13 protein-coding genes are annotated in these 13,435 nt (G+C 40.4%); 9 read left to right on the top strand and 4 right to left on the bottom strand.

Annotated elements, in window-relative coordinates; genetic code table 11:
* Nucleotides 1–487 precede the first annotated feature (487 nt).
* Nucleotides 488–1,510, top strand: coding sequence for a type I glyceraldehyde-3-phosphate dehydrogenase (locus E0H77_RS00830; RefSeq protein WP_131374236.1), 1,023 nt, complete (start codon nucleotides 488–490; stop codon nucleotides 1,508–1,510).
* 24 nt (nucleotides 1,511–1,534) lie between these two features.
* Entirely contained in the window at nucleotides 1,535–1,846 is a 312-nt protein-coding gene (locus tag E0H77_RS00825; RefSeq protein ID WP_131374234.1) for a hypothetical protein, read from the top strand.
* A gap of 23 nt (nucleotides 1,847–1,869) precedes the next feature.
* On the opposite strand, the gene E0H77_RS00820 is transcribed toward E0H77_RS00825, so the two are convergent.
* Both E0H77_RS00820 and E0H77_RS00815 read right to left on the bottom strand, forming a co-directional pair.
* Complete coding sequence (locus tag E0H77_RS00820) at nucleotides 1,870–2,172, bottom strand: AzlD family protein (RefSeq protein WP_131374232.1); 303 nt, start codon at nucleotides 2,170–2,172, stop codon at nucleotides 1,870–1,872.
* Nucleotides 2,169–2,912 (bottom strand): AzlC family ABC transporter permease, encoded by a 744-nt coding sequence (locus tag E0H77_RS00815; protein ID WP_131374230.1) that lies wholly within the window; start codon nucleotides 2,910–2,912, stop codon nucleotides 2,169–2,171. The genes E0H77_RS00820 and E0H77_RS00815 overlap by 4 nt, the downstream gene beginning before the upstream one ends.
* Before the next feature lie 154 nt (nucleotides 2,913–3,066).
* On the opposite strand from E0H77_RS00815, the gene E0H77_RS00810 reads away from it, so the two are divergent.
* The 5 genes from E0H77_RS00810 to E0H77_RS00790 all read left to right on the top strand — a co-directional run bounded on the left by E0H77_RS00810 (nucleotide 3,067) and on the right by E0H77_RS00790 (nucleotide 8,108).
* On the top strand, nucleotides 3,067–3,522 hold the full coding sequence (locus E0H77_RS00810; protein ID WP_131374228.1) for an Lrp/AsnC family transcriptional regulator: 456 nt from the start codon (nucleotides 3,067–3,069) through the stop codon (nucleotides 3,520–3,522).
* A gap of 558 nt (nucleotides 3,523–4,080) precedes the next feature.
* Entirely contained in the window at nucleotides 4,081–5,247 is a 1,167-nt protein-coding gene (locus E0H77_RS00805; RefSeq protein WP_131313470.1) for an ATP phosphoribosyltransferase regulatory subunit, read from the top strand.
* A 70-nt stretch (nucleotides 5,248–5,317) separates the two neighbouring features.
* Complete coding sequence (locus E0H77_RS00800; protein ID WP_131313471.1) at nucleotides 5,318–6,637, top strand: adenylosuccinate synthase; 1,320 nt, start codon at nucleotides 5,318–5,320, stop codon at nucleotides 6,635–6,637.
* Between the two features lie 145 nt (nucleotides 6,638–6,782).
* Nucleotides 6,783–7,094 carry a hypothetical protein gene (locus tag E0H77_RS00795; RefSeq protein ID WP_131374226.1) on the top strand — a complete coding sequence of 104 codons (312 nt, stop codon included), beginning with the start codon at nucleotides 6,783–6,785 and terminating at the stop codon, nucleotides 7,092–7,094.
* 234 nt (nucleotides 7,095–7,328) lie between these two features.
* Nucleotides 7,329–8,108, top strand: coding sequence for a M48 family metallopeptidase (locus E0H77_RS00790; protein ID WP_131374224.1), 780 nt, complete (start codon nucleotides 7,329–7,331; stop codon nucleotides 8,106–8,108).
* 47 nt (nucleotides 8,109–8,155) lie between these two features.
* Here E0H77_RS00790 and E0H77_RS00785 read toward each other — a convergent pair whose 3' ends face one another.
* Together E0H77_RS00785 and crp are read right to left on the bottom strand one after the other, a co-directional pair.
* Nucleotides 8,156–9,208 carry an NADP(H)-dependent aldo-keto reductase gene (locus E0H77_RS00785; RefSeq protein WP_131374222.1) on the bottom strand — a complete coding sequence of 351 codons (1,053 nt, stop codon included), beginning with the start codon at nucleotides 9,206–9,208 and terminating at the stop codon, nucleotides 8,156–8,158.
* Between the two features lie 75 nt (nucleotides 9,209–9,283).
* Complete coding sequence (crp, locus tag E0H77_RS00780; RefSeq protein WP_131313475.1) at nucleotides 9,284–9,991, bottom strand: cAMP-activated global transcriptional regulator CRP; 708 nt, start codon at nucleotides 9,989–9,991, stop codon at nucleotides 9,284–9,286.
* Nucleotides 9,992–10,128: 137 nt separating this feature from the next.
* Here crp and E0H77_RS00775 point away from each other — a divergent pair, with 137 nt between their 5' ends.
* Entirely contained in the window at nucleotides 10,129–10,551 is a 423-nt protein-coding gene (locus E0H77_RS00775) for an OsmC family protein (protein WP_131313476.1), read from the top strand.
* A gap of 229 nt (nucleotides 10,552–10,780) precedes the next feature.
* Nucleotides 10,781–13,360 carry an ATP-dependent chaperone ClpB gene (gene clpB / locus E0H77_RS00770; protein ID WP_131374219.1) on the top strand — a complete coding sequence of 860 codons (2,580 nt, stop codon included), beginning with the start codon at nucleotides 10,781–10,783 and terminating at the stop codon, nucleotides 13,358–13,360.
* Nucleotides 13,361–13,435 lie beyond the last annotated feature (75 nt).

The raw sequence follows: 13,435 nt of genomic DNA, 5'->3' as shown, positions 1-13,435 counted from the left end.
TTGAATTTTAGAATGTTGAGCAGAAAATTGAGGATCTATTATTGTGATACTCATTAAATTTCAAATTTACACATGGATTTCTTTCAATTCATAATATTTCTTTCTAAGCTAAAAATAGAGCGGTGTTATAGATCGTGATAAAAAAAGTCTAATATTTGATCTGTATTTTTTATGATTTCAGATACTTTAATCGCACAGTGTCTTTACTTAAAATATTGCTTAGAATTTAGCATTATTGGCTTAAAAATATATTGTAGAGATGATGATTGGGTTGAAATAATCCCTCTATTGAGAATAGCTTGATTGGCGATGATTTAAGTTGAACGGGTACTTGGTCAAAACAAAAAATATTCTTGATTATATTTTAATGAACGTGCAGATAATTGTTTTTAAAATATATTTGAAATATGAGCAATTCAACTATCATCACTATCTTGAATGTTTTAAGATAACTCACTCAATTTTTCGTTATTAGGAAATGATGATCATGCAGCGAATCGCAATTAATGGGTTTGGGCGGATTGGACGCAATGTAATTCGTGCATGGTTTGAAAATCCAAAACAGTTTCATTTCGATATTGTGGCTATTAATGATATTGCTGATGTCGAAACTTTGTTACACCTATTTAAGTATGATTCTACGCACGGTCGTTTTAAAGGTCAGGCACAGATTGTCACTGAGCAGGGCGATACATTTTTGTCGGTTCAAAGTGCAGGGCAATCCCTCAAAATTCAGGTATTCCGTGGTTCACAGCCAGAACAGTTACCGTGGGATCAACTCAATATTGATGTTGTGCTTGAATGTACAGGGTTGTTTCGCTCGCGTGGGGCAGCAACACGGCATTTAATCGCAGGGGCAAAGCGCGTGATTATTGGTGCTGCGCCGTTTGACAGTGTCGATATTGCGGTGGTGTATGGGGTTAATCATTTAGATGTTAAAGCCAGTGATCAGATTATTTCCAGTGTGTCGTGTACTACACAAGCCTTAGTGCCATTGGTGAAAATTTTAGATGATCATTTTGGTATTGAAACTGCATTGATGACTGAAATTCATGCGGTGACTGCCGATCAGTCAGTGCTTGATCATGCACATCGTGACTTACGTCGTGCACGTGCAGCAGGACACAATATTATTCCAACAACATCGAGCGCTTTGGGGGCATTAAAACGGGTCATGCCGAAAATGGCAGATCGAATTGATGGGTATTCGATTCGTGTGCCAACGATTAATGTTGCTGCGATTGATTTAAGTTTTGTTGCACAAAAAACGCTGAGTATTGAGGCATTACATACAGTCTTAAAACAAGCTGCCGATACTTATTATGCCGAAATTATGTCGGTGACAGATGAAGTGCTCGTGTCGAGTGATTTTAACCATTCACCTGAGTCTTTAATTGTTGATTTTACACAAACTATGTTGGTGGGGCGCCAGGCAAAAGTATTTGCATGGTATGATAATGAATGGGGCTATGCAAATCGCTTACTGGATTTGTGTGAATCTTTTACTTAAAAATGAATAAAATAGGGTAACTAAATGATGCTGATTTGGCTTTGGGGATTAACCAGTCTACTCATTGTAGTCGTTATGGTCGTGGTATGGATGCAGGTTAAAAATCAGCGCCAAGATTTAAGTGATTTATCTGAAAATCATCAATTGAAACAGCAGGTTGCACATCTAGAAGATCATCTTAAAAAGACTTTGGAAATTATGCAGGATCTTGCTAAGAAAATGCATATACAACAAGAAGTATTAGATAGGACATCGGGTAAATTACAACAGCTTGAAAAACAACAGCTTGAAATGCTGCATGTGCTAGCGAAACTGGTACAGCCCACCGATAAGTAAATGGGCTGTCGTTTGAGTTTGAGTTAATGTAGCCAGATTAAGCGTAGAGCAGCTGCGGAAAGCATGCTCAGTACAACAGTGGGTAATAAAGAAAAACGTGATGCTGCCAATAAAGTAATTGCCATCGCAATAAAGTCTGCTGGATTGTCCCGTACAAAATACGGGGCGATTACAGAGATAAGCACGCAACCTGGTACAACTTCAAGAATACGTTTTTGTCGTACAGACAAGATTCTATTTTTGAGTAAAAGATAGCCCAATACCCGTGTAGCGTAGGTGGTTAGTGCGATACAAATAATGGCAATTAAAGTCATGGAATGAATCATGCTTCATCTCCAGTTAAAAAGAATGCTGAAGCAATTCCGCAAATTGCACCTACAGGCACATACCAGCCTTGAGGCAAATACAGGTATGCCAATATCGCAGCAATTAAACTGACTAACCAAGGGCGTGCTGCGGAAAAACCTTGCCACATGCCACGTAATAACACTAAAAATACCGCAGGAAATGCCATATCAAAGCCCCAGCGGGTGACATCGCCAAGTATTGGGCCAATTGCACCACCGAGCGCCGTAAAGACCACCCACATGCTGTATAAGGCAAAACATACACCTGAATAAAAAGCCATGTTGAACTGTTGGCTCAATTTGTAATGTGAGTTTTGCTGTGCATTGGCAAGTCCCATTGCCCAGCTTTCGTCACACATAAAGAATAGTGCGGGCAAAACTTTCTTGTTGGGTAAATGCTTTAAATAGGGCACAAGGCTCGCACCCATGAGCAAGTGTCGACTATTAACTAAAAAGGTAATAAACATCAAGACAAAAATTTGGGGCGGATTTGTCCAAACTTCTAAAATGGCAAATTCTGAACCACCTGCAAAATTTAAACCTGTCAATAACGGAATTTCTAGCAGGCTAAAACCTTTTTGAGTGGCTTGTGTACCCAGAACTAGCGCAAAAGGAATAATCCCCAGCAGCATAGGAATAGACATTTTTAATCCACGTTTGAATTCAACAAAATCACTCGAATCATTCAGGCTTTGCGCCGTATTTTTAAGCGTCAACATGTCTATAAACCTAACTGGAGTATAACAAAAACAAAAAATAGTTTATGGCAATTGTTAAAGCATTTGGCGCTAAATTTAGCTTTAAACTTTGTTATTTTGATATTTTATGCTAATAAAATACTAAATATTGGTATTTAAGTGCTTGTGGTGAATTATGGATCAGATTGATAGGCGTATTTTGCAAGCGTTACAGCATGATGGAAAATTGCAAAACAATGAGTTGGCTCAGTGGGTTGGCTTATCTGCTTCTCCATGCTTGCGTAGGGTGAAACAGCTTGAAGATGAAGGCGTGATTGAAAAGTATGTTGCATTGGTTGACCCTGCCAAAGTCAATTTGGGGCTGACCGTTTTTGCTCGTATCTGGCTCAAGGAGCAAGATGCCAAAACGGTAAATCAGTTTGTTGAGGCAATTACTGATTTACCAGAAGTGGTTGAGTGTCAGCTCATGGCGGGAGATTGTGATTTTTTCTTAAGAATTGTGGTGTCTGACTTGGAGGCTTACCGACAATTTCAAATTCAGCGGTTGAATAAAATTACGGGTATTCAAAATGTCAAAACTGAAATTCCATTGCAAAAAATTAAGCAAACTACAGAGTTGCCGCTGTATTAGTTTATTTTTCTATGGAGTTGACCACACTGTCGAAGGTATATCGTCCACAGCCAGACAATTGTTGAGTGTTTCATCGTTATAGTTGCGGAATCAAATGGCGAAAACTTGGTGTCAAATAGCTGATGATGACGCATGTGTGTTTATGCAATCCATGCGTGTAGCTGCCGAATATGACGACCTGATAGTAGCCGCTGCTATTACAACACTATTTTGGGCGTGTTGTTACGATTCAAGATATATAAATGGCATGCATAATTGATCGATTTTTCAAATTTTTGTAAAAATTGAAAGCATAGAGAACTATCTGAATGATGCGATATGATGCAAACACTTCTTTCATAATTCCATTTCATTTCTCTTGCACTACATTGAAATATATTTCAATTTTGCTCAGGGGAAAAAATAAAGAGGGTATAAACTCTCATGAAAGGGGTCTAATAAAATATGAAAATCTCAGTGCATGTCCTAATCTTACGTGCTAAACTATGAGAAATCGGGTGTGTTCCCGATTTTTTTATGCGGATTACTTCCGCGCAGGCAAAAATTTAGGTTTACAACATGCCCATTTCAGAGACATGGTTATTACCTGATGGTGTAGCTGATGTATTACCGGAACAAGCGCAAGTCGTAGAAACATTGCGCCGCAAAGCGTTAGATTTCCTTGCATCGCGAGGTTATCAGTTGGTGTACACGCCATTTATCGAATACATCGAATCTTTATCTTCTCTTTCCGAATCGAATCAAGATTTAGACCTAGCCACGTTTAAAGTAATTGACCAACTTTCAGGTCGATTACTCGGTGTTCGTGCCGATATGACACCGCAAGTGGCACGTATCGATGCGCATGTACGTCCTGTTCAAGGCATAGCACGTTATTGTTATGCGGGTACGGTATTACATACGAAACCACAAGGGTTTAATACCTCACGTGCACCATTGCAGATTGGTGCGGAATTATTTGGACATGACAGTATCGATGCTGATGTAGAAATGGTCGATGTCATGTTGAATCTATTGGCAACAGCAGATCTGATTGACGGTGTCCATCTAGATTTAGGGCATGTCGGATTATTCCGTAGTCTCGTCAAGCTGGCAGGTTTAAATAAAGAAACAGAACACCAGCTTTCTGATCTTTATCAGCGCAAAGCCTTGCCTGAACTGGCTGAGTTTACCCAGTCAATAAATTTAGGTTCAGATTTCTATGCACTTGGACGTTATTCAAGTGATTTAGATGCTCTGCAAGCCAATCTAAGCCCTGCAGTTTTGACGGATGCAGCATTTAGACAAGCTTTAGAAGCTGTTATTACCACGCATGCACAAATTCGTGCACGTTGGAAAAATTTAGATATTGGTATAGATGTCGTTGAATTACGCTCTTATCACTATCACACAGGTTTGATGTATGCAGTTTATGCGCCAAACCGTGCAGCACCACTGGCACAAGGTGGGCGTTATGATGGTATTGGTGAGCATTTCGGGCGCGCCCGTCCTGCAACAGGCTTTAGCTGTGACTTATATGCACTATGTGCGGGTCAGTTCAAACAAGTCAGCACTGTGGTTGCACCTAAAGGGATTGATGCAGATCTGATGAAAGCAATTGAACAGGCACGAGCGCAAGGTTTAAGTGTAATTCAATTGTTGGGTAATGATGATTTAAACTCTGTGCCATACGCAACACATCAGTTGGTGCAAGTTGCAGGCGAGTGGACAATCGAGAAAATTTAAGCGCTGAATCAGGTGTTCATGTCACTTGATTAAGTTTTCAATTTTAACAGCATGATGTAATGAGGCTATTATGGGCAAGAATGTTGTGGTACTCGGTACCCAATGGGGCGACGAAGGTAAAGGTAAAATCGTTGACCTGCTCACAGATCAAGCGGCTGCGGTCGTTCGTTATCAAGGCGGACACAATGCAGGGCATACACTTGTCGTTGGTGGTAAAAAAACAGTATTGCACCTCATTCCATCAGGTATTTTACGTGACAACGTACTGTGCTTAATTGGCAATGGTGTTGTACTTTCTCCTGCTGCACTGATTGAAGAAATGAATATTTTGGAAAAAGAAGGCGTGCCTGTAAAAGAGCGTCTACGTATTTCTCCAAACTGCCCATTGATTCTTCCAAACCATATTGCATTAGACCAAGCGCGTGAGAAAAAGCGTGGTAATGCCAAAATTGGTACTACAGGTCGTGGTATTGGCCCTGCATACGAAGACAAAGTGGCACGCCGAGCAATTCGCGTTGCTGACTTGGTTCGTGGCGGCGAGCATCTTAAAGCACAGTTAACAGAGTTGCTTGAATACCATAATTTCCAGTTAACTCAATTCTACGGTGTAGAAGCGGTGAAACTGGAAGATGTGCTTGCACTTTGTGATCAATGGCGTGAAGTGGTTGCTCCATTAGTGATTGATGTAACAACTGAGTTGCATAACTACCGTAAAGAAGGTCAAAACATTATGTTTGAAGGGGCACAAGGCTCTCTTCTTGATGTTGACCACGGTACATATCCGTATGTTACGTCTTCAAACACAACTGCGGGCGGCGTAAGCTCAGGTTCAGGTCTTGGTCCATTACACCTTGACTATGTATTGGGGATTACCAAAGCGTATACAACACGTGTAGGTGCAGGACCATTCCCAACAGAGCTTGTGTATGATGCAGCGGCTGACCAAGGTGATGCTATCGGTAAACACTTGGGTACTGTAGGTCATGAGTTTGGTGCGTCAACTGGTCGTCAACGCCGTTGTGGTTGGTTTGATGCAGAAATTTTGCGTCGTTCAGTGGATGTAAACTCACTTTCAGGTATTTGCTTAACCAAACTTGATGTTTTAGATGGTTTGGAAGAAGTAAAAATCTGTGTAGGTTATGAGTCAACAGATTCGGGTTGTGTTGGTTCTTCTGATGCGCTTGCATACGAAACTTTAAAACCAATCTATGAAACACTTCCTGGTTGGTCTGAGTCAACTGTTGGTGCAACCAGCATGGAACAACTTCCTGACAATGCTATTGCTTACATCAAACGTATTGAGCAGTTGATTGAATGTCCAATTGACATCATTTCTACTGGTCCAGACCGTGCGGAAACTATTGTATTACGTCATCCGTTTTCTGCGTAATAAGATGTTATAAATTTAAAAAACCGCGATTTTGTATCGCGGTTTTTTATACGGTGCATCTTTGGTTCGACTAAAGTTCACTTTATTGTTTAAATATTTATGATTACAACTCCAATAAAATGATATTAATTGGATAGGGAAGCCAATGCAGTTACAGCCCAATATTTCAAAAGTAATTTTCTATTCTTTTCTCTTTGCCTTAGGTGGTGCGCCAACGCTTGCCATGCTGGTCGCATCTCAACAAACTCAAGATCCGCATGTGTTAATGTCTGCATTTGTTGGGCTGAGCGTGGTACTGGTCTGTGTCTTTGTGCCTATTGTGCTGATTCAAAACACATTTCTATTAATTAAGCGGCATAGTCTAGAGCTTGAAGAAAAGATCAAACCTGTATCAAATATTTATTTTGCTTTAAATGTAGGCTGTCTTATTTTCTGGTTATTGTTCATGTTTAAATAATATCAGCATTACATAAATATAATATTTTATTGTTTAAATTCAGCGTTTGATTCTAATTTTATATTTTATAATAAAAAATATTCAATTAACCTCTTTCATCACTCCATTTTATTCCTCTTGCGCTGTATTGAAATATATTTCAATTTTGCCGATTGAGAAAAATAAACAGGCTTAAAGTATTAGAAAGAGGTTTAATTATTTGAATATACATTTAAATTTGGAGTTTCTGAAATAATGAACAAAAAACTCATTTTGAGCTTAGGATTGGCCACTGCTGTCAGTATGACAGGATGTACAACAATTGCAGATATGGCTGGTGCGGACTCCGCAACTTTAAATGCCAGTGCAGCAAGCAGCTTTACAAAGATGAAGCAAGATGCACAGCAAAAAGGACAGCTTGATACATCATCGAGTACCTACAGACGTATTAATGCCGTGCTGTCACGGATGCAGCCTTATGCGGATCAGGCAAACCAGACTGGGCAAGCATTCCAATGGCAACTTGCAGTTTTAAAATCAGATGAAGTCAATGCTTATGTTGCCCCAGGTGGCAAAGTGGTATTTTATACAGGAATTGTCAACAAGCTTAATTTAACTGATGCTGAAATTGCTGCGGTGATGGGGCATGAAATGACGCATGCCTTGGAAGAACATTCAAAAAACAAATTAGGTGCACAAGCATTGACCAATTTGGCGGTCAGTGTAGGCAAGTCTTATGTTGGTGATGCGGCAGGTGGCTTAGGCTCAGCAGCTTTAGACTTGGGTAGTCAGGTTGGTGTCGGTTTGCCATACTCGCGTAGTCTGGAAAGTCGTGCTGACTATGGTGGTTTAATGTTAATGGCAAAAGCGGGTTATAATCCGCAAGCGGCACTTAGCCTGTGGGAAAAAATGAATAAACTTGAAGGTGCGGGCGGCCCAGCATTTTTGTCAACACACCCTTCAAATTCACAGCGTATTGATGCAATGCGTAGGAACTTGCCAGCAGCCATGGCAATATATAATAGCCGTAAATAAACGTCAGTCCTGACATTAAAAAAGGATGCTGTTGCATCCTTTTTTGTTTATGGGGCAGGGTTGGGTTGCTGTTTATGTATGGCTTCGATTTCTTGTAAAATTTCTTCATTCAATTCAATATCAAATGCAGCAATATTTTCTTTGAGCTGTGACATTGAAGTTGCACCTATAATGGTACTGGTCACAAAAAATTGCTGTTTTATAAAGGCAAGAGCAAGTTGCGTTAGTGTTAAACTATGTTTTTCAGCAAGCTGTGCATATTGTTCTGTTGCCCATTCACATTCAGGGTTGGTGTAACGGCTAAACCGTGAAAATAAGGTAATTCGTCCGTTGGCAGGTTGTGAGCCATGACGATACTTACCTGTCAGCATACCAAACGCGAGAGGGGAATACGCCAGTAAACCAATACCTTCATATTTAGCAATTTCAGACATACCGACTTCATAGCTACGGTTTAATAAACTGTAAGGGTTTTGCACAGTCACAAATTTGCTCAGGTTCATTTTTTCTGCCAGATGCAAAAACTTCATAGTTCCCCAAGGCGTTTCATTGGATAGACCAATAAAACGGATCCGACCTTTTTGAATTTCCTGGTGCAGAGCATCCAGCGTTTCTTCCAAAGCGGTTAGGTCATGCTCATGTTTGGCAGCGAGCTGATTGCCAAAGCCTAAGTGGCCAAAGAAATTGGTATGACGTTCTGGCCAGTGTAGCTGATATAAATCAATATAATCGGTTTGCAGGCGTTGAAGTGAACCATCAAGTGCTTGTTGAATATGCTGATGATTAAAACGAGTTAAGCCTTGGCGGATTGCACTACCACCAAAACTTGGTCCAGCAATTTTAGATGCAAGAAATAGTTGATTACGCTGTCCATGTTGTTGAATCCAGTTGCCAATAATTTGCTCAGTTGCACCCTGTGTTTCTGCTTTGGGAGGGACCGGATACATTTCTGCAGTGTCCCAAAAATACAACCCCTGATCCAGCGCATAGTTAAGCTGGTCAAAAGCTTCTGCCTGTGTATTTTGTTCACCAAAGGTCATTGTACCTAAACAAATTTCAGGCAGCTGGATACCTGTATGGGCAAGCGGATTGAATTTCATGAAAGCACCTCTAGTTGTGATTATTTGGCTCAATAAAAAAGCAAATCCGAAGATTTGCTTTGACTGATCAATTCTTTATACAGAATGGTTGGAATCTTCAGAGTTTTCTAGTGCACTATCGTAAATGAGGATTGCCTTGCCTTCTGTTTCAATCATACCTTGATCTTCAAGCGATTTAAGGACGCGCCCAACCATTTCGCGTGAGCAACCCACAATACGCCCGATTTCCTGGCGGGTAATGCGAATCTGGCGACCATTTGGTAACAGCATAGCTTCTGGCTGATTAGCAAGTTCGATCAAACAGCGTGCAATACGGCCTGTCACATCAATAAATGCAAGGTCAGTCATTTTGCGGGTGGTGTTTTTGAGGCGGCGTGCCAACTGGGCAAAAATGGTATAGTTTAAGTCAGGATATTGCTTGCTGAGTTCAATAAAGTTTTCATAAGAGATTTCTGCAATTTCACATACTTCGCGAGTACGGACTTCAGCTGTGCGTAGCGGCTCAGCTTCAAATAGTCCCATTTCACCAAAAAAATCACCTGCATTTAAATAAGCCACGACAATTTCGCGGTCATCTTCGCGGTCATCATCTTCTTTGAGTAAAATAGAAACAGAACCTTTTAGTATTAAATATAGAGATTTTGATTCGCTACCCACTTCGATGATACTTGTGCGTTTAGGATAGCGATTAATATATGCGCGTTTTAATAAAGCCTTGACCGATTCTGGTAAATGGTTGGGAGATAATGCATCGTTCGCGAATGGAAAGAGATTAGCCGACATGTTTTCTTGTTCCACAAAATGAAGTAAAAAGATAGCTTTGGGGTTTCTGTTAATATATGCGGTTAAATTCCTTCTTGAAATAAATTGTGTTAGTGTACTAGCACACAGTAATCTATATTTTTTTTTAGGTAGTTGCAATGCGATCAACGGTTCAATGGCTCGAGAATGTTGCATTTGAAGCAAAGTCTGAGAGTGGTCATAGTGTGATAATGGATGGATCACCTGCATATGGCGGTGAAAACCGAGGCCCACGCCCTATGGAATTGATTCTGATGGGACTTGGTGGCTGCGCATCATTTGATATTGTAACCATTTTAAAAAAAGCCCGTCAGGAAATTAGTAACGTCGAATGTCAGTTACAAGCAGAGCGCGCTGACGAAGTTCCTGCAGTCTTTACCAAAATTCATTTACACTTTGTAGTCACGGGTACTGCATTGAAAGAAAAGCAGGTCGCAAAAGCGGTTGAATTATCAGCAGAAAAATACTGTTCTGCAAGTAAGATGCTTTCTAGTGGTGGAGTAGAAATTACCCATGACTTTGAAATTGTCGAAGTAGCATAAAATATGCCTTGTAAAGAAAAGCCAGTTTATATGAACTGGCTTTTTTGTTTTTGTTCAGAAATTTTTATTTTTTGACTTGAAAAAAATCAAAATGAACCACATATTATTACTGAATTATAAATAATGATTTTTTATAAATATTTGAAAAATCATAGAAAAATATTTGAAATTTAAATAAGTGTTCCCATGTATTAGTTAAGTAGCAAATTGATGATGAGGTATAACAATAATGCAATTTGAAAAATTCACCAATCGATTGCAACAGACTTTATCCGATGCACAGTCTTTAGCAATGGGAAAAGATCACACTGCAATTGATAACATTCATATTCTGGTCGCGCTGTTAAAAGAAGCTTCGAATCTTAGCTTGTTGCAGCAGGCAGGAGCACGAATACCAGAGTTAAAGCAAAAGTTGGAGCAGGCATTAAGTGATGCTGCAACTTTAACCAATCCAACAGGAGAAATTAATCTTAATCCCGATGCGGTCAAAATGCTGAACTTGGCAGATCGCTATGCGCAAAAAGCAGGGGATGAGTTTTTATCAACAGATTGGGTGCTGTTGGCGTTAGCAGAAGTTGGCGCAACAAAAAACATATTAAATAATACGGGCGTAACCGTTGAAGGATTGCGCAAAGTAATCGAATCAATTCGAGGCAATGAAAAAGTCATGAGCAATACTCACGAAGATCAGCGTGACTCTTTAAATAAATATACCATTGACCTGACAGAGCGTGCCGCATCAGGCAAGCTGGACCCTGTGATTGGGCGTGATGATGAGATTCGTCGTACTATTCAGGTCTTGTCACGCCGTACTAAAAATAACCCAGTGCTGATTGGTGAACCAGGTGTAGGTAAAACCGCGATTGTTGAAGGTTTGGCACAGCGAATTATTAATGGTGAAGTTCCTGAAAGCCTTAAAGATAAAAGAGTTTTATCTTTGGATTTAGGTTCGTTACTGGCAGGGGCCAAATACCGTGGTGAATTTGAGGAGCGTCTCAAAGCTGTTCTGAACGATTTGGCAAAACAAGAAGGTCGGGTCATCTTATTTATTGATGAATTACATACCTTGGTTGGTGCAGGTAAAACCGATGGTGCAATGGATGCAGGCAATATGCTCAAACCTGCATTGGCGCGTGGTGAGTTACGCTGTGTGGGTGCAACTACACTGGATGAGTACCGCCAATACATTGAAAAAGATGCTGCTTTAGAGCGTCGTTTCCAAAAAGTCTTGGTGGATGAGCCAAGTGTGGAAGATACGATTGCTATTTTACGCGGTTTAAAAGAGCGTTATGAAGTGCATCATGGTGTGAAAATTCTTGACTCTGCAATTATTGCGGCAGCGAAAATGTCACATCGTTATATTACGGATCGCCAGTTACCTGATAAAGCCATTGATTTGATTGATGAAGCGGCATCTCGTATAAAAATGGAACTGGATTCTAAGCCTGAAGCATTAGATAAATTAGAGCGTCGCCTGATTCAGTTGAAAATGCAGCTTGAAGCCGTAAAAAAAGATCAAGATGTGGGCAGTAAAGCGGAAGTTGCACATTTAGAGAAACAGATTATTGAAGCCCAGAAAGAGTACAATGATCTGGAAGAAGTCTGGAAAGCTGAAAAAACCTTGGCAGAAGGTGATAAAAAAGCACAGGTTGAGCTGGATAAGGCTCGCGTTGCTTTGGAAAAAGCCATTCGTGATGGTGATTTGGCTGAAGCCAGTCGCTTGCAATATGGCGTGATTCCTGAGTTACAAAAACAGTTGGCGCAAGATGAAGTGGTTGAGGAATCGGAAGAGCCAAAACTGTTGCGTAACAAAGTCACTGAAAATGAAATTGCGGAAGTTGTCAGCGCTGCAACAGGGATTCCTGTCTCGAAAATGCTGCAAGGTGAACGTGAAAAACTGTTAAATATGGAAGATTTTTTACATAACCGCGTGGTTGGACAAGATGAAGCTGTCGTTGCAGTTTCTAATGCAGTGCGCCGTTCGCGTGCCGGGTTGTCTGATCCGAATCGTCCAAATGGTTCATTCTTGTTCTTGGGGCCAACAGGTGTCGGTAAAACCGAGTTGACCAAAGCTTTGGCCAATTTCCTGTTTGACAGTGATGACGCCATGATTCGAATTGATATGAGTGAATTCATGGAGAAACATTCGGTGAGTCGTTTGGTCGGTGCTCCTCCGGGTTATGTTGGTTATGAAGAAGGCGGTGTATTAACCGAAGCAGTACGTCGCAAACCTTATAGTGTAGTGCTGTTTGATGAGGTTGAAAAAGCCCATCCTGATGTCTTTAACATCTTGTTGCAGGTATTGGATGATGGACGTTTGACTGATTCACAAGGTCGAGTGGTGGATTTTAAAAACACCGTAATTGTCATGACTTCTAACTTAGGTTCACAAGATGTTCGTGAACTTGGTGAACATGTTCAAGACGATGAGATTCGAGCTGTCGTGATGAATGCAGTAAGTCAGCACTTCCGCCCAGAGTTCATTAACCGTATTGATGAGTTGGTGATTTTCCATTCACTCAAAAAAGTGCAAATTCGTGGTATTGCAGATATTCAGTTGAGTCGTTTGCGTAGCCGCTTGGCAGAGAGAGACTTGAGTTTGACTGTTGAAGACAGTGCTTTTGATTCATTGATTGACGCTGGTTTTGACCCAATTTATGGTGCTCGTCCATTGAAACGTGCGATTCAGCAACAAGTTGAAAATAATCTGGCACAAAAAATTCTATCTGGAGAATTTTTGCCAGGCGATAACATTGTGATTAGTGCTGAAAATGGGCAATTGCAGTTTGCTAAAATGAAACTCAGTTAATATTTGCATCTATTGATCTGATATAAAATTACCTCATACTCAAAATTTGGGTATGAGGTTTTTTATGGTTTTTAA

It is taken from the genome of Acinetobacter brisouioides (assembly GCF_004331075.1).
Classification (GTDB): domain Bacteria; phylum Pseudomonadota; class Gammaproteobacteria; order Pseudomonadales; family Moraxellaceae; genus Acinetobacter.
Note: the sequence above shows the minus strand (reverse complement) of the source record. Positions and strands in the feature narration are given on the sequence as shown.